Origin of the sequence: Ramlibacter sp. AN1133, from assembly GCF_037890035.1 — a bacterium.
GTDB lineage: Bacteria > Pseudomonadota > Gammaproteobacteria > Burkholderiales > Burkholderiaceae_C > Ramlibacter.
This window is the reverse complement of record NZ_JBBKTQ010000003.1, coordinates 180,843-201,886: the sequence shown is the minus strand read 5'-3', so window position 1 is coordinate 201,886 and position 21,044 is coordinate 180,843. Positions and strand designations below refer to the sequence as shown.

Sequence of the window (21,044 nt, the reverse complement as noted above, 5' to 3'; positions counted from 1 at the left end):
GAGGGAGGCGGCCGCCGCGCCGCCCCGCTTGCATCACCAACACGCTGTTCCGCCGGCAGCCCGCGGCCGCCCGCCGCGGGTAGGCTCCTGCCCATGAAAATCGCCACCTTCAACGTCAACGGCGTCAAGACGCGGCTCGCCCACCTGCTGCGCTGGCTCGAGAAGGAGCAGCCGGATGTCGCCTGCCTGCAGGAACTCAAGGCGCTCGACGAGGGCTTTCCCGCAGCCGCGATCCGCGACGCGGGCTACGGGGCGCTGTGGAAGGGCCAGCGCTCCTGGAACGGCGTCGCCATCCTCGCGCGCGGCCAGCAGCCGGTGGAGATCCGGCGGGCGCTGCCCGGCGACGAGGCCGACGACCAGAGCCGCTACCTCGAGGCCGCCGTCGATGGCGTGATCGTCGGCTGCCTGTACCTGCCGAACGGCAATCCGCAGCCGGGGCCCAAGTTCGACTACAAGCTCGCCTGGTTCGAGCGCCTGAACGCGCATGCGGCCACGCTGGTCGATTCCGAACACCCGGTGGTGCTGTGCGGCGACTACAACGTGGTGCCGACCGATGCCGACATCTACAACCCGCGGTCCTGGCGCAAGGACGCCCTGCTGCAGCCGGAAAGCCGCGCCTGCTGGGAGCGCCTGCTGGCGCAGGGCTGGACGGACGCCATCCGCCACCTGCACCCCGACGAGCCGGTCTACACCTTCTGGGACTACTTCCGGCAGCACTGGCAGCGCAATGCCGGCCTGCGCATCGACCACCTGCTGCTCAATCGCAAGCTGGCGCCGGGACTGCGCGCGGCGGGCGTGGACACCTGGGTGCGGGGCGAGGAGAAGGCCAGCGACCACGCGCCGGCCTGGGTCGAATTCGACGTCGCCAAGGCCGCCGCGCCGTCCCGCTCCCGCCGAAGTTAGGAAATTTTCTTACTTACCCGCCTGTTTTCGCTTACCGCCGGGCTTGAGCGACCGTGGTTTCATTCCGTTACGGCCACGGACGGGAGAGAAACATGGGAGACAGGTTCGATCGCGACGACGCCCTGCTGCTGGAAGCCTTGTCGGACAAGGTACTGCACCAGCTGCCACCGGCAGTCTGGAAGGAACTGTTCCTGGGTGCCGGACGCGAGAACATCCACTTCGAGGAGCGCGAGCTCACGCTGGTCCATGCCGATGCGGCCGTGCCGGCGGGCCAGCCCGGCAGCGTGACGGAGCGCTTCTACCAGGAGCTGCAGCGCATCAACGCGCGCCACGGCGGTCGCCTCGACCCGTACGTCAACGCGACCGCCCTCATCACCTTCGAGGAGCCGGGCGCCGCCGTCCGCATGGCGATGGAGCTGCAGCAGGCCGCTGCGGGCGTGGCGCTGCGCGTGGGCGTGGTGAGCGGGCATTGCACGGTGGCCTTCTTCCGCGCGCAGGGGCGCCTGTGGTGCACCCCCCTGGGCCGCCAGCCGGCGCGGGCTGCCGAAGTGGCGGCAAGCGCGCTCGTCGGCGGCATCGTCATCTCCCCCGAGAGCTTCGCGCCGGGCGAGATCCAGATCCGGCAGCGGGACTTCGAGGACACGCGTCCCGACTTCCTCGACAGCGAGCCGGATCTTTCCTCGCTCGCCATCGACGCCGAATACGACGGCATCGACATCCGCTGCTAGCCGCCCGGCCGGCTAGCCGGCGAAGCCGCCTTCGCCCAGGAACCGTTCCTCGTCCGGCGTGCTGGGCCGCCCGAGGATCGCGTTGCGGTGCGGGAAGCGGCCGAAGCGCGCGACGATGTCGCGGTGGTGCCGCGCGTAGCGCAGCGACTCGCCCCCGACCTGTTCGTTCAGCGTGACGCAGCGATCGAGGTCCGCGAGCTGCTCGGAGTGCATGAACGGCAGGTAGAAGAACTGGCGCAGCTCCTGCGGCACGGTGCGGTCGAAGCCGGCGCGGATCGCCAGGTCGGCCGCCGCCCGGGCCTTCGCATCGGTGGCGTACATGCGGGCGGTGCCGCGAAACGCGTTGCGCGGGAACTGGTCCAGCAGCAGCACGAGCGCGAGCGCGCCTTCCGCGCTGGCCAGCCAGGGGTCCATCGCGCCGGCAGCGGCGGCTTCGTGGGCCGCGAGGAAGCCTTCGCGAAAGCGGGCGTCGAAGTCGGCGTCGGGCTTGAACCAGCGCCTGGGGCCGGCGTCTTCCCAGAAGCGGAGCACTTCGTGCGGTCGGGTGGCGGGGGCGGCCTGGCTCATGCGGGAAGGGGGGAGGCAAGGAAAAGCGGGGCCGTGCCCCGCTGGTGCATTGCTGCGCGTCTCAACGCTGGCGCTGGGGGTCCTGGTTGCCGCCGCCCTGGCGCTGCGGATCCTGGCCGGTGCCGCTCTGCTGGCGTTGCGGGTCCTGGCTGGTGCCGCCTTGCCGCTGCTGCTCCTGCTGGCGCTGCGGGTCCTGGGTCGTGCCGCTCTGCTGGCGTTGCGGGTCCTGGCTGGTGCCGCCTTGCCGCTGCTGTTCCTGCTGGCGCTGCGGGTCCTGGCCGGTGCCGCTCTGCTGGCGCTGCTGTTCCTGTTGGCGCTGCTGCTCCGGCGAGCCTTGACCGCCGCTTTGCTGCTGGTCCTGCTGCCGCTGCTGGCCGCCGCCGCCGGACTGGCTGCCGCCCTGGCCCATGCCGCCCTGGCTCATGCCGCCCTTTCCCTGGCCCTGGTTCTGCTGGTCCTGCTGCTGGCGATTCTGATCTTGCCCTTGTGCCATGAAATGCTCCTTGGATGCGGGAGCGCCGGTTCGGCAGCCCCCAGAACACCAATGTAGGAACGTTCCAGCGTAGTGCACGTCGGACACCGACGCCGCGGGAGTAGGAAGCCGCCTGCGAAGGGGGACACTGCTCCGGCGACCCGACTCGTTGCCGCATCCCGGTGCGGCCATCCGCTTCCTACACGGCCGCGCTCGTGCCGCTTGCAGGCACGGCGGCCCGCGCCGCCCAAGAATGGCTCCATGAGCACCGACACGAGCATCGGCCCCGGCGAGAACCAGGGCGGCAACGAGGACCACGGCAACGCCGACGGCTGCGGCAACAAGACGCTGGGCGAGAAAGCCACGCAACAGCCGCCGGCCGGTGCGGGCATCCTCGGCGAGCCGGGCGCGCAGGCGCCCGCGCGCGACAAACCCGCGGACGAGCGCTGAGACGGCATTTTTTGCACCGCATGCGGCGGCGTCCTACACGTGCGGGCGTGCCGCGCTGACCATCATGCGCTTCCCGAAACACAACGAATGGGAAGACATGATGAGCACGCGTTCTGGTTTTCTGCGCACTGCGGCCGCGGCCGCCCTCGTGACGGTGGGACTCGCCGGCTGCGGAATGATGCAATCGATGACTTCGAGCACGGAGACATTCACTGCCTCCCTGTCCGGCGCCCAGGAGTCGCCCCCGGTGAACACCGGCGGCAACGGCAACGCGGAAGTCACGTACGACCGCAACACCAGCATGGCCACCTACCGCGTCACGTACGGCGGCTTGAGCGGGCCGGCCACGGCGGGGCACATCCACGGACCGGCGGGCCCGGGGCAGAACGCCGGCGTCGCCGTGCCGTTCAGCAACGTCGGCACTTCGCCGATCATGGGCCAGGTCAAGCTCACGCCCGAGCAGTTCACGCAGCTCGCTTCGGGCCAGTGGTACGTCAACCTGCACACGGCCGCCCACCCGGCCGGCGAGATCCGCGGCCAGCTGCGCCGGCGTTGACCCGCGCGTGCCTTGGGCGAAGCGCTGACGCTGCCGGCTGAAGTCCCCGTCCTGGTCGCCGGCGGCGGCCCGGTCGGCCTGACGCTGGCGGCGCTGTTGGCGCGCCACGGCGTGGCCAGCCTCGTCGCCGAGGCGGACGAGGGTTACTGCAGCGGCAGCCGCGCGATCTGCGTCTCGCGCCGCTCGCAGGAGATCCTCGCCACTGCCGGTGCCGGGGCGGCCCTCGCCGCCAAGGCGCTGCCCTGGACGGGCGGGCGCAGCTACTGGCGCGACCGCGAAGTGCTGCATTTCCAGATGCCCAGCGAGCCGCTGCAGCGCTTCGCGCCCATGGTGAACATCCAGCAGTACCACGTGGAGGCCTTCGTCCACGCGGCGCTGCAGCGCGCGCCCGAGCTCGCGCAGGTGGCCTGGTCCACGCGCGTGCTGCAGGTACGCCCCGGCGATGCCGGCGTGGAGGTCGAAGTCGAGGGACCGGCGGGGCGGCAGCGCGTGCGCTGCGACTACCTCGTGGCCTGCGACGGCGGCCGCAGCACCGTGCGCGAGCAGCTCGGGCTGCAGTTCGATGGCACCCAGTACGAAGGCCGCTACGTCATCGTCGACATCGTGCAGAAGACGCGCCGGCCGGTGGAGCGCCTGGCCTGGTTCGATCCGCCATCGAACCCCGGTTCCACGCTGCTGATGCACCGTCAGCCGGACGACGTCTGGCGCATCGACTACCAGTTGCGCGACGACGAGGACGCGCAGGAGGCCCTGAAGCCCGGGAACATCCTGCCGCGCGTGGAAAGCCACCTGCGCATGATCGGCGAGACCGCGCCCTGGCAACTGCTCTGGGCCTCCATGTACAACGCGAAGTGCCTCACGCTGCCGTCCTACCGGCACGGCCGCGTGCTGCTCGCGGGCGATGCGGCGCACCTGGTACCGATCTTCGGCGTGCGCGGGCTCAATTCCGGCCTCGACGACGCGGCCAACCTGGCGTGGAAGCTCGCCCTCGTGCTGGAGGGCGGCGCGGCGCCGGAGCTGCTCGATTCCTATTCCACCGAGCGCGTGCAGGCGGCGCGCGAGAACATCGCCTATGGCGCCAAGAGCACCGAGTTCATGGCACCACCCGACTTCGCGTTCCGGCTGATGCGCGAAGCGACGCTGCGCCTCGCCCTGGACGAGCCGGCGGTGCGCTCGCTGATCAACCCGCGCCAGAGCGCGCCGGTCGCGTACACCGGCTCGCCGCTGAACGGCCCGGAAGAAGGGGCGTGGAGCACCGCGCAGGCCGCCCCCGGCCAGCCCGCGCCCGAGGCGCTGGTGCGCGCGCACCATGGCGAATTGCACCTGTCGCAGTGCTTCGGCACCGACTTCACCTGCCTCGTCTTCGGCGACGGGGCGCTGCCGCGCGCCGTGGCCGATCTCGCGCAGCACGGCGTCGCGGTGCTGGACATCGCTCCCGAGGCCGATGCGCATGGCCAGGCGCGGCTGCGTTACGGCCTGCCCGGAGGCCTGCACGCCACCGGCCTCGTGCTGGTGCGGCCCGACGGCTGCGTGATGGGCCGCTGGCGCGGCCTGGACCCCGCGCCCGTGCTGGCCTGCCTGCGCGCGAAAGGAATCCAGCCATGACCGATGCCGACCTGGACCGCAGCTACACGGCGCTGTGCGAGGCGCTCGGCGAGGTGGGGGCGCAGCGCAGCGAACTGCTGCTGGCGATGGTGGCGCTCGGCCTGATCGCGCGCAGCGAGCACGCCGACGAGGTGCTCGCGCTGGTGGCGAGGGCGCGAGAGCGCGTGCTGGAAGAGCCGGCGCCTCGCTGAGCCAGCGCAATACCCCTGCGCTCGCCCGATCGGCAGGGGCGACCTACAATCGCCGGTTCCCCGAAAACCCTGCATGAACGCCCCCGTCGACGTTTCCTTCTTCGCGCGCGCCGCCAAGCCGATCACCAGCTACCGCAAGTACTGGGCGCATCGCTTCGGCCCCGCTCCCTTCCTGCCGATGAGCCGGAAGGAGATGGACGCGCTCGGCTGGGACAGCTGCGACATCGTCCTGGTCACGGGCGACGCGTACGTAGACCACCCGAGTTTCGGCATGGCGGTGGTGGGGCGCGTGCTGGAAGCGCAGGGATTTCGCGTCGGCATCATTGCCCAGCCGGACTGGCAAAGCGCGGAGCCGTTCAAGGCGCTCGGCAAGCCCAACCTGTTCTGGGGCGTGACCGCCGGGAACATGGACTCGATGATCAACCGCTACACGGCGGACCGGAAGCTGCGCAGCGACGATGCGTACACGCCCGGCGACGTGGCGGGCAAGCGGCCGGACCGCGCCGCCATCGTGTACAGCCAGCGCTGCCGCGAGGCGTACAAGGACGTGCCGGTGATCCTCGGCGGCATCGAGGGCAGCCTGCGCCGCATCGCACACTACGACTACTGGTCGGACAAGGTGCGCCACAGCATCGCGCTGGATTCCAAGTGCGACCTGCTGCTGTACGGCAATGCCGAACGCGCCATCGTGGAGATCGCGCACCGCCTCGCCGCGCGCGAACCCGTCGAGAACATCACCGACGTGCGCGGGACCGCCTTCGTGCGCCGCGCCACGCCCGAAGGCTGGTTCGAGCTCGACTCCACCAGCGTCGACACGCCCGGCCGCGTGGAGGAGCACGTCAGCCCCTACATGACCATCGCGGACCAGGCGAAGGCGAAAGGCCAGTCCTGCGCGCAGGATGCATCGGCTTCACTCCCTCCCCCTCCGGGGGAGGGCGGGGGTGGGGGCACTCCGGTGCTCGAACAGCCGCTGCGCTTCGTTCCCTCCCTGCAGCGCCCCCACCCCAACCCTCCCCCGGAAGGGGAGGGAGGAAAGCGCAAGCCGCCGCCGCGCGACCGCACCGTCATCCGCCTGCCCTCCTACGACGCCGTCAAGTCCGACCCCGTCCTCTACGCCCACGCCAACCGCGTCCTGCACCTCGAGACCAACCCGGGCAACGCCCGCGCGCTGGTGCAGGCCCACGCCGAGCGCGACGTCTGGCTCAACGCGCCGCCCATTCCGCTGACGACCGCGGAGATGGACCACGTGTTCGGCCTGCCGTACGCGCGCGCGCCGCATCCCGTCTACGGCGACGCGAAGATCCCGGCCTGGGAGATGATCCGCTTCAGCGTGAACATCATGCGCGGCTGCTTCGGCGGCTGCACCTTCTGCTCCATCACCGAGCACGAAGGCCGCATCATCCAGAGCCGCAGCGAGGAATCGATCCTGCGCGAGGTGGAGGACATCCGCGACAAGGTGGCGGGCTTCACCGGCGTGGTCTCCGACCTCGGCGGCCCGACGGCCAACATGTACCGCCTGGGCTGCAGGTCGCCGGAGATCGAGTCGGCCTGCCGCAAGCCCAGTTGCGTCTATCCCGGCATCTGCCAGAACCTGAAGACCGACCACGGCCCGCTGGTGCAGATCTACCGCAAGGCGCGCGCGTTGAAGGGCATCAAGAAGATCCTGATCGGCTCCGGCGTGCGCTACGACCTGGCCGTGCAGTCGCCCGAGTACGTGAAGGAACTGGTGCAGCACCACGTGGGCGGCTACCTGAAGATCGCGCCCGAGCACACCGAGCAGGGGCCGCTGTCGAAGATGATGAAGCCGGGCATCGGCAGCTACGACAAGTTCAAGGCGATGTTCGAGAAGTACTCGGCGGAGGCGGGCAAGGAGCAATACCTGATCCCGTACTTCATCGCCGCGCACCCGGGCACGAGCGACGAGGACATGATGAACCTGGCGCTGTGGCTCAAGCGCAATGGCTTCCGCGCCGACCAGGTCCAGACCTTCTACCCGAGCCCCATGGCCACCGCGACGGCCATGTACCACTCGGGCCGCAACACGCTGCGCAAGGTCACGCGCGCCAGCGAGACGGTCGACATCGTGCGCGGCGAGCGGCGCCGGCGCCTGCACAAGGCCTTCCTGCGCTACCACGACGCGAACAACTGGCCGCTGCTGCGCGAAGCGCTCAAGGCCATGGGCCGCGCCGACCTGATCGGCAACGGCAAGCACCACCTGATCCCGACCTACCAGCCGGCCGTCGACGGCAGCTATGCGAGCCCGCGGCGCAAGAACTCGACCTCCGCGCCGGCGCGGGGCCGCATCCTGACGCAGCACACCGGCCTGCCGCCGCGCGTGACGGGCGCGGCGAAGCCTGCGCGCAAGGCGAAGTAGCCAGCGACGCGCACCGCGAGCGCGTCGCGGCGCAAACGTCACAGCGCAAACGTCACAGCGCAAACGTCACAGCGCAAACGTCACAGCGCAAACGCGGCGCAGCGCAGCGCGAACGCGTCACCCCCGCGCAGGCGGGGGTCAGGGCTCCCTCACCCCCGCATCGTGTGGATCGGCAGGTCCCGCTCCGCCGCGAGCCGGTCCAGCTCCTCGCAGGTGCGCGCGGCGAAGAACGCCGCCACCGCCTCGTGCGTGGCGGCCGAGGCCATCCTCTTCACGTCGTCGCCTGCCACACCGGCCGCCTCGCACAGGCGCGCGGCGAAGTGCGGCTCCAGCGCCGCCACTGCGGCCCGCCCGTCCTGGCACGCATAGACGGCGTACCCCGCGTGCGCACCCCCCACCGATCCGCTCGGTTGCGTGAGCCCCCAGCGGCGGGGCAGGGCGAGGTAGGCCGCCGCCTCCGACAGCGCGACTTCGAGGTACAGCCCCTCGGGGTGGGGATCGCCCCCGCCAGCGTAGCGTTCGTGCTTGCGCAGCGCCGCCTGCAGCACCGCTTCGCTCGCCATCAGCGAGCCGCCCATGTCCGCATAGAGGGTCGCGGGCAGTTCCATGCCGGGCACGAGTCCCTGTTCCGCGAGATAGGTGAGGTCGTGACCGGGTTCCTCCGCGCGGGCACCCGGTGCGCCCACGATCGCCACCTGGCTGAGGCCCGGATAGCGTGAGTGCAGCTCCTTCCACGCGAGGCCCAGTTTCGCGAACGCGGAAGGACGGAAGGACGTGAGCAGGACGTCCGTGCGCGCGAGTTCGCGCTGCAGCACCTGCTGTCCCTCGGAAGTTTTCAAGTCGGCCTGCATCACCTTCACGCCTTCGTGCAGTTGCGCGTACGCGCCGGGGTTGTAGTGCCCCATCGGGTCGCCGCCGGGCGGCTCCAGCTTGGCGCAGGTGGCGCCGAGCCGCCGGCATCGCATCAATGCGGCGGGGCCGGGAAGGTTCAGGGCGAGGCTGAGGATGCGGATGCCGTGCAGGGGTGCGAAGGAGCGGGTCATGGCCGTCGTTGGGTCGTTGCCACGCAAGGCTAGCAGAGTGGGGTACATCCCGATGCTGGCCTGCGTCGCGCTGGCTACCCTCCGATGGCGCCGGCCGCAGCCGGCTACCCAATTACAGGAGATAAGAAATGCAGTTGAAGCGCACCCTGATCGCGTTGCTGGGCGTCGCCGCGGCAGCCTTCGCCCACGCGCAGGCGAACTGGCCCACCCGCCCGATCACGCTGGTGGTTCCCTTCGCCGCCGGCGGGCCGACGGACGTGGTCGCGCGCACGCTGGGCGCCTCGATGTCGAAGTCGCTCGGCCAGACGGTGGTGATCGAGAACAAGCTGGGCGCGGGCGGCACCGTCGCCGCGAACTATGTCGCCAAGGCCGCCCCCGACGGCTACACCTTCTTCATCCACCACAACGGCATGGCCACGGCGCCGGCGCTGTACCGCAAGCTGGCCTTCGATCCGCTGAAGGATTTCGAATTCGTCAGCCAGGCCGTGGAAGTGCCGATGACGATGCTGGCGCGCAAGGACTTCCCGGCCAACAACCTGCAGGAGATGGTGGCGTACATCAAGGCCAACCAGTCCAAGATCAACCTGGCCAACGCGGGCCTCGGCGCCGTGTCGCAGCTGTGCGGAATGATGTTCCAGCGTGCCATCGGCGTGCAGCTCACGGAAGTGCCGTTCCAGGGCACCGCGCCGGCCATGAACGCGCTGCTGGGCGGCCAGGTCGACGTGCTGTGCGACCAGACCACGCAGACGGTGCCGCAGATCAAGGCCGGCAGCGTCAAGCTCTATGGCGTCACGACCAAGAACCGCGTGAAGGTGCTGCCCAATGCGCCGACGCTGGCGGAGCAGGGCCTGAAGGACTTCGAGGTCGTGGTGTGGCACGGCATCTACGCGCCCAAGGGCACGCCCAAGCCGATGATCGACCGCATGAACCAGGCGGTGCGCACCGCGCTGAAGGACCCGGACGTCGTCAAGCGCATGGACGACCTCGGCGCCGAGATCGTGCCCGACGCCACGAACACGCCGGACGCGCTGCACCACTGGCTGCAGTCGGAGATCAACAAGTGGGGCCCGGTGATCCGGGCCGGCGGCAAGTTCGCGGACTGAAGAAAACAAAAGACCGGACGCAGAGGACGCAAAGGGTACGCAGAGGACGCAAAAGAGACAAAGAAAACTTCAGCAGGTTTTCCTTTGCGCTCTCTGCGTACCCTTTGCGTCCTCTGCGTCCGGCTGTTCGGTTTTTCGAGGCCTTACAGCGGCAAGCCCACGTAGTTCTCCGCCAGCGCCGTCGATGCGGCGCGCGAGCTCACCAGGTAATCCAGTTCCGCCTCCTGCAGCTTCTGCGCGATCGGGCCTTCGTCCGGGAACTTGTGCATCAGCGAGGTGAACCACCACGAGAAGCGTTCGGCCTTCCACACGCGGCGCAGCGCGCGCTCGGAGTAGTGGTCCAGGCCGGCGCTGCTGCGCTCGCGGTAGTGGCCGACCAGGCCGTCGGCCAGGTACTTGACGTCGGAGGCCGCGAGGTTCAGGCCCTTGGCGCCGGTGGGCGGCACGATGTGCGCCGCGTCGCCGGCGAGGAACAGGCGGCCGAAGCGCATCGGCTCGGCGACGAAGCTGCGCAGCGGCGCGATGCTCTTTTCGAGCGACGCGCCGGTCACCAGCCGCTCGCGCGCTTCCGGGTCGAGGCGCAGGCGCAATTCCTTCCAGAAGGCCTCGTCGGACCAGGCCTCCACCTTGTCGGTGAGCGGCACCTGCACGTAGTAGCGGCTGCGCGTGGGGCTGCGCATGGAGCACAGCGCGAAGCCGCGGTCCGTGTTCGCGTAGATCAGTTCGTGGAACACCGGCGGCACGTCCGCCAGCAGGCCGAGCCAGCCGAACGGATAGACCTTCTCGTATTCGCGGATGGCGCCGCGCGGCACGCTCGCGCGGCTCACGCCGTGGTAGCCGTCGCAGCCGGCGATGAAGTCGCACTGGATCTCGTGCTCCGCGCCATCCTTGCGGTAGCGCACCGTGGGCGTGCTGCCGTCGAAGCCGTGCAGGCTCACGGTATCGCCGGTCTCGTACACCGTGGGCAGGCCCGCGGCCTCGCGCGCGGCCATCAGGTCGCGCGTGACCTCGGTCTGGCCGTAGACCATCACCGTCTTGCCGCCGGTCAGGCCCGGGAAGTCGATGCGGTGGCGCTCGCCCTTGAACAGCAGCTCGATTCCGGCATGCACGAGGCCTTCCTTGTGCATGCGCTCGCCGACGCCGCACTCGTCCATGAGGTCGACGGCCACCTGCTCCAGCACGCCGGCGCGGATGCGCCCCAGCACGTAGTCGCCGCTCTGGCGCTCGAGGATGACGTTCGAGATGCCCGCCTGGTGCAGCAGCTGGCCGAGCAGAAGCCCGGACGGGCCGGCGCCGATGATCGCAACCTGGGTTCGCATGGTGCTTGTCTCCTGTCAGCGCAGCGTAAGCGTTCGGGGCGCCGGCGAACAGGGCCGCACCGCAGGCGGTGTGCGATGATTGCGCGCGCTGCGCGATGATCGCGCACTCCGTCATGACGATCGCCCACGCGGACTACATCGCCGGCATGGCCAAGGGCCTGGCCGTGCTGGAAAGCTTCGACACGCAGCGGCAGCGGCTGAACGCCACGCTGGCCGCCGAGCGCGCCGGGCTCACCCGCGCGGCGGCGCGGCGCCACCTGCTGACCCTGGCCCACCTGGGCTACCTGGAGACGGACGGCAGCTGGTTCTGGCTCGCCCCCAAGGTGCTGCGCCTGTCCGGCAGCTACCTGGCATCCGCGCGGCTGCCGCGCGCGGTACAGCCGACGCTCAACCGGCTGGCGGGCGCCACGGGCGAATCCTTTTCCGCCGTGGTGCTGGACGGGGACCATGTCGTGATCGTCGCGCGCAGCGGCTCGGCGCTGCAGGCCTACGGGCTGCACCTCGGCGCGCGCCTGCCGGCCCACGCGACGTCCACCGGGCGCGTGCTGCTGGCCGCCAGGAGCCGCGGCGAATTCAGCGCCTGGCTCAAGGGCCGGGAGCTGGCGCGCCTGACGGGGCGCACCACGATCGACACGCGGGCGTTCCGCGCCCTGATCGAGCAGGTGCGGCAGCAGGACTACTGCCTGGCGAGCGAGGAGCACGAGCTGGGCGTGCATGCCGTGGCCGTGCCCCTGCGCAACATGGACGGCCGCACGGTCGCGGCGCTGAACGTGGTGACGACGCGCGAGCGGGTGGAACCGCGCGCGCTGCAGCGCGAGTTGCTGCCTGTGCTGCTGGAGGCGGCGCGCGAGTTGCGGCCGCTCCTGTAGGCTGGCGGTGAGCGCGCGCAGTGCGCGCCGCGAACCCCAGCGTTGGAGCGCTCGGGGATCGCTGGGGTTCGCGCGCTGGCGCGCCTCACCGCCAGCCTGCGCGCAACCCCAGGCATGAGGTCGCTGCTTATACGTGCGGGATAATAAACAAACAACGAGGTATTCGTTGTGGCTTTATAGAGCCGTCGGCACAATCCCCGACACGCCCCGAAAAGGGGCACCCGCAGTCCAAAGGAACGGGGCCGCAAGGCCCCTTTTTCATCGCATGACCTTCTCCAAGATCAAGATCCTCCTCGCCGGCGCGGCGCTCGCCGCCAGCGGCCTGGCCTCGGCGCAGCAGCAGACGCTGCTGAACGTCTCCTACGACGTCGCGCGCGAGTTCTACAAGGACATCAACGCCGCCTTCGTGCCCTGGTACAGGAAGACCGCCGGCAAGGACGTGAAGATCGAGCAGTCGCACGCCGGCTCCAGCGCGCAGGCGCGCGCCGTCGCCGACGGCCTCGACGCCGACGTGGTGACCATGAACACCACGACCGACATCGAGTTCCTGGCCGAGAAGGGCGTGGTGGCCAAGGACTGGTCCAGGCGCTTCGCGCACAACGCGGCGCCCACCTCCTCCACCATGCTGTTCCTGGTGCGCCAGGGCAACCCCAAGGGCATCAAGGACTGGGACGACCTCGCCAAGCCGGGCGTGCAGGTGGTGGTGGTGAACCCCAAGACCGGCGGCAACGGCCGCTACACCTACCTGGCCGCCTGGGGCTACGCGCGCAAGAAGGGCGGCACCGACGCCCAGGCCGCCGACTTCGTGGCCAAGCTGTACAAGAACGTTCCGGTGCTGGCCCGCGGCGGCCGCGACGCCACCACCGCCTTCCTGCAACGCAACATCGGCGACGTGCTGGTCACCTTCGAATCGGAAGTCGAATCCGTCAACCGCGAGTTCGGCGCCGGCAAGGTGGACGTGGTGTATCCCTCCATCAGCATCAAGGCCGACAACCCGGTCGCCGTGGTGGAGCGCACCGTCGCCAAGAAGGGCACGGCGGACCTCGCCAAGGCCTACCTGAACTTCCTGTACACGCCGGAAGCGCAGGAGATCGCGGCGAAGCACTACATCCGCCCCAGCGACCCCGCGGTGCTGAAGAAGTACGCCAGCACCTTCAAGCCGATCACCATCTTCCCGGTGGAGGAGCTGTTCGGGTCGCTGTCGCAGGCGCAGAAGGTCCACTTCAACGACGGCGGCCAGTTCGACAAGATCTACACCGCCAAATAGGCACTTCGACGACATGAGTGGCGCACTCGCGGCGCCGCTGCCGGGTCCGGCGGCGGCGCCTTCTTCATCACGCGGCGGCAGCAGGAAGGTGCTCCCGGGGTTCAACCTGACCCTGGGCTACACGGTCTTCTACCTGTGCCTGATCGTGCTGATCCCGCTGTCGGCGCTGGTCTTCCGGACCTTCGCGCTGACCTGGGACCAGTTCTGGGCCGCCGTCAGTTCGCCGCGCGTGCTGGCCGCGTACCGGCTCACGTTCGGCGCGTCCTTCCTGGCGGCGCTGGTCAACGTGGTGTTCGGGCTGCTGGTGGCCTGGGTGCTGGTGCGCTACAGGTTCCCGGGCAAGCGCATCGTCGACGCGCTGGTCGACCTGCCGTTCGCGCTGCCCACCGCCGTGGCCGGCATTTCGCTCACCGCGCTGCTGGCGGGCAACGGCTGGATCGGGCAGTACCTCGAGCCGCTGGGGATCAAGCTCGCCTTCAACCCCAACGGCGTGGTGATCGCGCTGATCTTCATCGGCATGCCCTTCGTGGTGCGCACGGTGCAGCCGGTGCTCGAGGAGTCGGAGAAGGAGCTGGAAGAGGCGGCGATGTGCCTGGGCGCCACGCGGCTGCAGACCTTCATGAAGGTGATCCTGCCGTCCATCACGCCGGCGCTGATCACCGGCTTCGCGATGGCGTTCGCGCGGGCGATCGGCGAATACGGGTCCGTGATCTTCATCGCCGGCAACATGCCCATGGTCTCGGAGATCGTGCCGCTGATCATCATCGGCAAGCTGGAACAGTATGACTACGGCGGTGCCACCGCGGTCGCGGCGGTGATGCTGTTCTTCTCCTTCGTGCTGCTGCTCGTGATCAATGCGCTGCAGGGCTGGCAGCGCCGCCGGGCGGGGGGACGCTGAGGTGGCCACCGACCTGACCAGGAAGCGCGTCACGACGACCGAAGCGCCGTGGGTGCGCCGCACCCTGATCGCCATCGCGCTGCTGTTCCTGCTGCTGTTCCTGCTGCTGCCGCTGGCCGCCGTCTTCACCGAGGCGCTGCGCAAGGGCTTCGGCGCCTACTTCGAAGCGCTGAAGGAGCCGGACGCCTGGTCGGCGATCCGCCTGACCCTCGTCACGGCCGCCATCGCCGTGCCGCTGAACCTGGTGTTCGGCGTGGCGGCGGCCTGGGCCATCGCCAAGTACGAGTTCCGCGGCAAGGCCTTCCTGACCACGCTGGTGGACCTGCCGTTCTCGGTGTCGCCGGTGGTCGCGGGCCTGATCTACGTGCTGGTGTTCGGCGCCCAGGGCTGGTTCGGGCCGTGGCTGAGCGCGCACGACATCAAGATCGTGTTCGCGGTGCCCGGCATCGTGCTGGCCACGGTCTTCGTCACCTTCCCCTTCATCGCGCGCGAGCTGATCCCGCTGATGCAGGCGCAGGGCAACGACGAGGAGCAGGCCGCCATCGTGCTGGGGGCGAGCGGCTGGCAGACCTTCCGCTACGTGACGCTGCCCAACATCAAGTGGGGCCTGATCTACGGCGTGATCCTGTGCAACGCCCGCGCGATGGGCGAGTTCGGCGCCGTGTCCGTGGTGTCGGGCCACATCCGCGGCCAGACCAACACCATGCCGCTGCACGTGGAGATCCTCTACAACGAATACCAGTCGGTCGCGGCCTTCGCCGTGGCGTCGCTGCTGGCGCTGCTGGCGCTGGTGACGCTGGTGATCAAGTCGGTGGCGGAGTGGAAGCAGGAGCGGGACATGAAGGCGGCGGCGGAGATTCCGCCGGAGCGCCCCGCGCCGCAGGTGCACCCCTCACCCCAGCCCTCTCCCCGCGGGGGAGAGGGAGCAACAGCCCAAGCCCTATGAGCATCGAGATCCGCAACGTCAGCAAGAATTTCGGCGATTTCCGGGCGCTGAAGGATGTTTCGCTGAACATCGCTTCGGGCGAGCTGGTGGCGCTGCTCGGGCCTTCGGGCTGCGGCAAGACCACGCTGCTGCGCATCATCGCCGGCCTGGAGACCGCCGACGCCGGCAGCATCCTGTTCTCCGGCGAGGACACCACCGACGTGCACGTGCGCGAGCGCCAGGTCGGCTTCGTGTTCCAGCACTACGCGCTGTTCCGCCACATGACGGTGTTCGAGAACGTCGCCTTCGGCCTGCGCGTCAAGCCCCGGGGGCAGCGCCCGACCGACGCCCAGATCAAGCAGAAGGTGCACGACCTGCTGAACCTGGTGCAGCTCGATTGGCTGGCGGACCGCTTCCCGTCCCAGCTCTCCGGCGGCCAGCGCCAGCGGATCGCGCTGGCCCGCGCGCTGGCGGTCGAACCCAAGGTGCTGCTGCTGGACGAGCCCTTCGGCGCCCTGGACGCCAAGGTGCGCAAGGAGCTGCGCCGCTGGCTGCGCCGGCTGCACGACGACCTGCACGTCACCTCCATCTTCGTCACCCACGACCAGGAGGAGGCGCTGGAAGTGGCCGACCGCGTGGTGCTGATGAACGCCGGCAACATCGAGCAGGTCGGCTCGCCGCAGGAGGTCTGGGACCACCCGGCCAGCCCGTTCGTCTACGGCTTCCTGGGCGACGTGAACCTGTTCCACGGCCGCGCCCACGAGGGCGAGGTCACCTTCGAGGGCATGCAGATCGCCTCGCCGGAGCATGCGCAGGCCCAGAACGCCCGTGCTTCGGCCTACGTGCGGCCGCACGACCTGGACGTGCAGCGCTACCTGCCGGGGGCGCCCGGCATTCCGGCGAAGCTGGCGCGGGCGATTGTCGTCGGGCCCATTGCCAGGCTGGAACTTCTGCCGCTGGACGGCACCAAACCGGTGGACAATTCACAGTCCGACCCCATCATCGAAGCGCAGATCCCGGCCGAACAGTTCCGGGAGATGGGGTTGAAGGAGGGCGAGACGCTGGTGGTGACGCCGCGCAGGGCCCGGGTGTTCCTGGAGAGCGGCGCGGGCATCTGAGCCCCGCCGCACGGAGGGTTGAGGCAAGAATGAGCGGCAAGCTGTTGAACTGGTTCGATACCGCCCCGCGGCGCATCCTGGCGACCGTGGCCGTGGCGGGCATCGCCATGCTGTGCTTCGGGCTGTACCTGCAGCTGGTGGTGGGGCTGGTGCCTTGCCCGATGTGCATCGTGCAGCGCTACGCGCTGATCCTCGTCGTGGTGATCGCGGGCTTGGCCGCGGCGTTTCCCGCCCGCGGGGCGCACATGGCGGGCACCGGGCTCATGCTGCTGGCCGGAGGTTTCGGCGCCTTCGTCGCGGCGCGCCAGAGCTGGCTGCAGTGGTACCCGCCGGAGGTCGCCTCCTGCGGGCGCGACTTCTACGGGATGATCGAGAACTTCCCGCTGCAGCGCGCCATCCCCATGATCTTCAAGGGCAGCGGCGACTGCACCAAGATCGACTGGACCTTCCTGGGCGGCTCGCTGGCGAACTGGTCGTTCGTGGCGTTCGCGGCGATCATCGCGGTGGCGCTCACGCTGATCGTGCGGCAGGCGCGCCGGCGCGCGAACGCCGGGCGCGGCGAAGCGGTCCCCGCCTGATCACAACCCCGACGGATACGTCTCCGCCGGCTCTCCCGCATGCCACTGCGGCTCCGCCACCAGCGGCTGGAGCGCCTTGGTCTCGTCGATGTGGATCATGGCGTCGAACTGCGCCGGCAGCCTGGTGTGGAAGTAGTGGCTGACGCGCTCCGAATGCGGCAGGTAGATCACGCCGATGGCGCGTTGCAGTCGCCGCTCCTCGAGCAGCCGGCCCAGCGCGTCGTTGCCCCGCAGGGGTAGCCAGAAGCGCTCCCCGGCCCGGTGGAACAGGTGCTCGTAGCTTCCCTCCAGGCCCGGGCGCACCCGCTTGCGCTGCGCCGGCGCATCCCATTCCGAGGCCGCCGTCACGGTGCCGTGGTGCGTGCTGAAGCCCACCAGCAGGGCCTCGTCGCCCCAGCGGTCGCGCGCCAGCTGGCCCACGTTCCATTCGCCGATGTCGCCCATCTCCGTGGCGCTGGCGTCGCCCAGGTGCGAGTTGTGGGCCCAGACGATCATGCGGGCGTTGCCGGTCACGGTGGCCAGGTGCTTGTCCAGCGCCTGCAGGGTCTCCACCATGTGGCTGTCGCGCAGGTTCCAGGACGACACCCGGCCATGGAACATGGTGCGGTAGTACTCCTCCGCGTTGCGCACCAGCCGGGCGTTCTGCTGGGCGTAGAACAGGTCCGCCCGGTCCTCGGTGGAACCGGCCAGCAGTTCTGCCGCGCGCCGGTTCATGTCCCGCAACTGCTGGATCACCTCGTCTTCGCAGGTCGATTTCATGCCGAAGCTCGCCGCGTAGCCGTAGGCCTGGCTGTCCTCGCCGTAGTGGTCGAAGCAGGCGTAGCGGCTGCGCGCGCGCCGGGCCGCCTCGGGGTCGACCCGGTCCAGGTACTCCAGCACCGCCGCGATCGAGCTGTAGAGGCTGTACAGGTCCATGCCGTAGAAGCCGACCTGTTGCGAGGGCGCCCGGTGGGCGTTGTACGCGCGCAGCCATTCGATGAAGCCCGCCATCTCCGTGTTGCGCCACATCCAGGTGGGAAAGCGCTCGAACCCGGACAGCGCCGCCTGGGCATCGCGGTCGTCCGAGCGGCCCCGGATGTAGCGATTGACGCGCAGGGCATCGGGCCAGTCGGCTTCCATCACCAGCGCGTTGAAGCCGTGCTCGCCGATCAGCCGCTGGCTCAGGGCCACGCGCTCGGCGTAGAACTCGTGGGTGCCGTGCGAGGCCTCGCCCAGCAGCGCCAGCCGCGCACGGGCCAGGCGGGCGACGAGCTCCGGGTCGTCGGCGGCGGCGCCGTCCAGGGGCCGCAGGTGGGGGCGCAGGCCCTGGAGCAGGGCGCTTTCGTCACGGACGGAAGAACGGAACATGGGCACTCCTCGTGTCTGCAAGCAGGCAAGCTAGGGCAGCCCCGCGCCCGCGGGTGTAGTCGCGAGGCGAACTTAGTGTAGGAGGCTCTTACACGAGTTTCTTGACGAAGACCATGCTCCGGCGGTCCCAGTTGTACTTGCGCTTGCGCGCTTCCGGGAGCCACTCGGGGTCGACCTGCACGAAGCCGCGCCGCAGGAACCAATGCATGGTGCGGGTGGTGAGCACGAAGATGCTCTCCAGCCCCATGGCGCGGGCGCGCTGCTCCACCCGCCGCAGGACCTTCTCGCCGTCGCCCTGGCCCTGGCTTTGCGGCGACACGGTCAGCGCCGCCATCTCGCCCGTGCGGGCCTCGGGATAGGGGTAAAGAGCGGCGCAGGCGAAGATCACGCCGTCGTGCTCGATGATCGTGTAGTTGGCGATGTCGCGCTCGATCTCGGTGCGATCGCGCTTGACCAGCGTGCCGTCCTTCTCGAACGGTTCGATCAGCTGCAGGATGCCGCCCACGTCGTCCGCGGTGGCCTCGCGCAGCTCCTCCAGCTTCTCGTCGACGACCATGGTGCCGATGCCGTCGTGCACGTACACCTCCAGCAGCAGCGCGCCGTCGACCGCGAACGGGATGATGTGGCTGCGCTCCACGCCGGCCGCGCAGGCCTTCACGCAATGCTGCAGGTAGAACGAGGTGTCGGTGGGGCTGTGCGCCGGCGGCAGGCTGGCCAGCAGTTGCCGGGCGGCGGCCAGCGGCAGCTCGGTGTCGATCGGGTTGTCCTCGCCCTCGGGCTCCAGCGGCTTGACGCGCACGCCGGGAATCTCCGTCAGGAAGATCAGCTTGTCGGCCTGCAGGGCGACCGCGACGCTGGTCGCGACCTCCTCCATGGTCAGGTTGAAGGCCTCGCCCGTGGGCGAGAAGCCGAACGGCGACAGCAGCACCATCGCGCCGAGGTCGATCGTGCGCTTGATGCCCGCGACGTCCACCTTGCGCACCAGGCCCGAGTGGCGGAAGTCCACCCCGTCGAGGATGCCGACGGGGCGCGCCGTGATGAAGTTGCCCGAGATGACGCGCACCGTGGAGCCCGCCATCGGCGTGTTGGGCAGCCCCTGGCTGAAGGCCGCCTCGATCTCGTAGCGCAGCTGGCCGGCGGCCTCCTGCGCGCTGTCGAGCGCCACTTCGTCGGTGATGCGCATGCCGTGCGAGTAGCGCGCCTCGTGGCCCTTGGCGTGCAGCTGCTCGTTGACCTGCGGGCGGAAGCCGTAGACCAGCACCACCTTCACGCCCATGCTCTGGATCAGGGCCAGGTCCTGCGCGATGTGGGGCAGCTTGCCGGCCGCGATCGCCTCGCCCGCCATGCCCACCACGAAGGTCTTGCCCCGGTGCATGTGGATGTAGGGCGCGACCGAGCGGAACCAGGGGACGAAGGTGAAATTGAAGATGGCGGACATCGACGCGACAGTTTAAGGGACACCGGCCGGGCTTTCCGCTATCGTCGCGCCATGGATCCGATCGCGGCAGGCTTCTGGGGCGCCTTCTTCGGCACGGCGGTGCTGATGCTGGCGATCTCGCTGGCCGCCTTCGCACGCTCGCAGCGGCGGGTCGCCCTCATGGCGGGCCTGTCGGCGCTGATGTCCGCGGCCTTCGTGGCGGCCTTCCTCGGCTGGCTGCCGCTGCCGCCCGCGGGCGAGGCGCGCCTGCTGGCCCATGCCGCGGTGATCGCCGCCGTCACCCTGGCGGGGATGCTGCTGTCGCTGCTGGGGCTGATGCGCTTGCCGGCGGCGGCGCGGCGCACCGTGGCGGGGCTCGCCGCGGTGGGCGGTGCCGTGCTGCTGGCGGGCTGGCTGCTCGCGCCGTCGGAGGCGCTGGCGCTCGGCTGCCTGTTCGCGCTCACGGTGGGCTGCGTGATGGCTGTCGTCGCCGCGCGACGCGCCCTCGGCGGCGACCGGCTCGCTTGGGTGACGGTCACGGGCGTGTCGTTCATGCTGGTCTCGCTCGCCGGCCTGAGCTGGATCGTGCTGCGCGGCGGGGCGCCCTGGCCGGTGCACGCGGTGAGCGCCGTGTCCGGCATGGTGTACCTCTCGGTGATGGCCGGCGCGCTGTGGAAGCGCTATTCGTACCTGCTGGAGCTGGCCGAGGTCATGGCCCACGGACCGAGCTACGACCCCGTCACGCGCATGCGCTCGCACAGCGAGACGGGGCAGATGCTGGGCGACCTGTTCTTCCAGCGCGACGCCGAGGCGCGCCCGGTGGGCGTGCTCGCGGTGTGCATCGCCAACCTGTACGCGCTCGAGAACCTGCACGGGCGCGCTGCCTTTAACCACGCCCTCTTCATCACGGCGGGACGGCTGCGACGCTGCGTCCCGGGCACGGTGGAGATGGGGCGGCTGGGCGACGACGGCTTCCTGCTGCTCGCGCGCAGCCCCGACGACGTGCGGCGGCTGCCGGAGCTGGCCCGCGTGGTGCGCGAGCGGCTGTCGCGGCCGGTGGTGCTGAGCACGAGCCGCGAGCCCTCGCGGCTGGAGTCGGCGCGCACCGCCTGGGCCGCCGAGGTCGGCATCGGCGTGCTCGCCACCAGCACGCAGGTGCGTCCGAGCCAGGTCGTGACCACGGCGCGCGCGATGGCGCGCACCGCCTGGACCTACGCGAGCCGGCTGGCCTGCTTCGACCCCGGCACGGGGCAGATCGCGGAGCTGCCCGCCAACGCCACGGCCGCGGCAGTGGCGTAGCGGCCGGGCCGCGCG

General features: G+C 70.0%; 21 protein-coding genes. 15 read left to right on the top strand and 6 right to left on the bottom strand.

Going from position 1 to position 21,044, the window contains the following annotated elements:
• The first annotated feature begins 93 nt into the window (after positions 1-93).
• Both xth and WG923_RS05550 read left to right on the top strand, forming a co-directional pair.
• A complete protein-coding gene (gene xth, locus WG923_RS05555) occupies positions 94-903 on the top strand; it encodes an exodeoxyribonuclease III (protein WP_340349942.1) in 810 nt (269 codons plus the stop codon).
• Between the two features lie 92 nt (positions 904-995).
• The gene (locus WG923_RS05550) at positions 996-1,631 is read left to right on the top strand and encodes a hypothetical protein (RefSeq protein ID WP_340349941.1); all 636 of its coding nucleotides are present in this window, start codon (positions 996-998) and stop codon (positions 1,629-1,631) included.
• A 12-nt stretch (positions 1,632-1,643) separates the two neighbouring features.
• Here the strand turns inward: WG923_RS05550 and WG923_RS05545 are convergent, their stop codons facing one another.
• Together WG923_RS05545 and WG923_RS05540 are read right to left on the bottom strand one after the other, a co-directional pair.
• Positions 1,644-2,198 (bottom strand): DUF924 family protein, encoded by a 555-nt coding sequence (locus tag WG923_RS05545; protein WP_340349940.1) that lies wholly within the window; start codon positions 2,196-2,198, stop codon positions 1,644-1,646.
• A gap of 61 nt (positions 2,199-2,259) precedes the next feature.
• Positions 2,260-2,691: a hypothetical protein gene (locus tag WG923_RS05540; protein WP_340349939.1), complete on the bottom strand. Its 432-nt coding sequence runs from the start codon at positions 2,689-2,691 to the stop codon at positions 2,260-2,262.
• A gap of 240 nt (positions 2,692-2,931) precedes the next feature.
• Here WG923_RS05540 and WG923_RS05535 point away from each other — a divergent pair, with 240 nt between their 5' ends.
• The 5 genes from WG923_RS05535 to WG923_RS05515 all read left to right on the top strand — a co-directional run bounded on the left by WG923_RS05535 (position 2,932) and on the right by WG923_RS05515 (position 7,846).
• Positions 2,932-3,120, top strand: a complete 189-nt coding sequence (locus WG923_RS05535; protein ID WP_340349938.1) for a hypothetical protein — start codon at positions 2,932-2,934, stop codon at positions 3,118-3,120.
• Between the two features lie 187 nt (positions 3,121-3,307).
• The gene (locus tag WG923_RS05530; protein WP_340349937.1) at positions 3,308-3,676 is read left to right on the top strand and encodes a CHRD domain-containing protein; all 369 of its coding nucleotides are present in this window, start codon (positions 3,308-3,310) and stop codon (positions 3,674-3,676) included.
• A 12-nt stretch (positions 3,677-3,688) separates the two neighbouring features.
• Complete coding sequence (locus tag WG923_RS05525; protein WP_340349936.1) at positions 3,689-5,281, top strand: FAD-dependent monooxygenase; 1,593 nt, start codon at positions 3,689-3,691, stop codon at positions 5,279-5,281.
• Complete coding sequence (locus WG923_RS05520) at positions 5,278-5,472, top strand: hypothetical protein (protein ID WP_340349935.1); 195 nt, start codon at positions 5,278-5,280, stop codon at positions 5,470-5,472. Before WG923_RS05525 ends, WG923_RS05520 begins: the two co-directional genes overlap by 4 nt.
• Positions 5,473-5,545: 73 nt before the next feature.
• On the top strand, positions 5,546-7,846 hold the full coding sequence (locus tag WG923_RS05515) for a YgiQ family radical SAM protein (RefSeq protein WP_340349934.1): 2,301 nt from the start codon (positions 5,546-5,548) through the stop codon (positions 7,844-7,846).
• Between the two features lie 149 nt (positions 7,847-7,995).
• Here WG923_RS05515 and WG923_RS05510 read toward each other — a convergent pair whose 3' ends face one another.
• The gene (locus tag WG923_RS05510; protein ID WP_340349933.1) at positions 7,996-8,889 is read right to left on the bottom strand and encodes a CoA transferase; all 894 of its coding nucleotides are present in this window, start codon (positions 8,887-8,889) and stop codon (positions 7,996-7,998) included.
• 128 nt (positions 8,890-9,017) lie between these two features.
• Between WG923_RS05510 and WG923_RS05505 the strand changes: the two genes are divergently transcribed.
• On the top strand, positions 9,018-9,992 hold the full coding sequence (locus WG923_RS05505) for a tripartite tricarboxylate transporter substrate-binding protein (protein ID WP_340349932.1): 975 nt from the start codon (positions 9,018-9,020) through the stop codon (positions 9,990-9,992).
• Positions 9,993-10,135: 143 nt separating this feature from the next.
• On the opposite strand, the gene pobA is transcribed toward WG923_RS05505, so the two are convergent.
• On the bottom strand, positions 10,136-11,311 hold the full coding sequence (gene pobA / locus WG923_RS05500) for a 4-hydroxybenzoate 3-monooxygenase (protein ID WP_340349931.1): 1,176 nt from the start codon (positions 11,309-11,311) through the stop codon (positions 10,136-10,138).
• Between the two features lie 113 nt (positions 11,312-11,424).
• Here pobA and WG923_RS05495 point away from each other — a divergent pair, with 113 nt between their 5' ends.
• The 6 genes from WG923_RS05495 (at position 11,425) to WG923_RS05470 (ending at position 16,966) form a co-directional block, all read left to right on the top strand.
• Positions 11,425-12,180: an IclR family transcriptional regulator domain-containing protein gene (locus tag WG923_RS05495; RefSeq protein WP_340349930.1), complete on the top strand. Its 756-nt coding sequence runs from the start codon at positions 11,425-11,427 to the stop codon at positions 12,178-12,180.
• Between the two features lie 265 nt (positions 12,181-12,445).
• The gene (locus tag WG923_RS05490) at positions 12,446-13,447 is read left to right on the top strand and encodes a sulfate ABC transporter substrate-binding protein (RefSeq protein ID WP_340349929.1); all 1,002 of its coding nucleotides are present in this window, start codon (positions 12,446-12,448) and stop codon (positions 13,445-13,447) included.
• Positions 13,448-13,460: 13 nt separating this feature from the next.
• Positions 13,461-14,345: a sulfate ABC transporter permease subunit CysT gene (gene cysT, locus WG923_RS05485; protein ID WP_340349928.1), complete on the top strand. Its 885-nt coding sequence runs from the start codon at positions 13,461-13,463 to the stop codon at positions 14,343-14,345.
• A gap of 1 nt (position 14,346) precedes the next feature.
• Positions 14,347-15,291: a sulfate ABC transporter permease subunit CysW gene (cysW, locus tag WG923_RS05480; RefSeq protein WP_340349927.1), complete on the top strand. Its 945-nt coding sequence runs from the start codon at positions 14,347-14,349 to the stop codon at positions 15,289-15,291.
• Positions 15,288-16,388, top strand: a complete 1,101-nt coding sequence (locus tag WG923_RS05475) for a sulfate/molybdate ABC transporter ATP-binding protein (protein ID WP_340349926.1) — start codon at positions 15,288-15,290, stop codon at positions 16,386-16,388. The genes cysW and WG923_RS05475 overlap by 4 nt, the downstream gene beginning before the upstream one ends.
• Positions 16,389-16,417: 29 nt before the next feature.
• Positions 16,418-16,966 (top strand): disulfide bond formation protein B, encoded by a 549-nt coding sequence (locus tag WG923_RS05470; RefSeq protein WP_340349925.1) that lies wholly within the window; start codon positions 16,418-16,420, stop codon positions 16,964-16,966.
• Here WG923_RS05470 and WG923_RS05465 read toward each other — a convergent pair whose 3' ends face one another.
• Complete coding sequence (locus WG923_RS05465; RefSeq protein ID WP_340349924.1) at positions 16,967-18,313, bottom strand: erythromycin esterase family protein; 1,347 nt, start codon at positions 18,311-18,313, stop codon at positions 16,967-16,969. It lies immediately after the preceding gene.
• Positions 18,314-18,401: 88 nt separating this feature from the next.
• Positions 18,402-19,751, bottom strand: a complete 1,350-nt coding sequence (gene argA, locus WG923_RS05460; RefSeq protein ID WP_340349923.1) for an amino-acid N-acetyltransferase — start codon at positions 19,749-19,751, stop codon at positions 18,402-18,404.
• A 51-nt stretch (positions 19,752-19,802) separates the two neighbouring features.
• On the opposite strand from argA, the gene WG923_RS05455 reads away from it, so the two are divergent.
• On the top strand, positions 19,803-21,029 hold the full coding sequence (locus WG923_RS05455) for a GGDEF domain-containing protein (protein ID WP_340349922.1): 1,227 nt from the start codon (positions 19,803-19,805) through the stop codon (positions 21,027-21,029).
• The last annotated feature ends 15 nt before the right edge of the window (positions 21,030-21,044 follow it).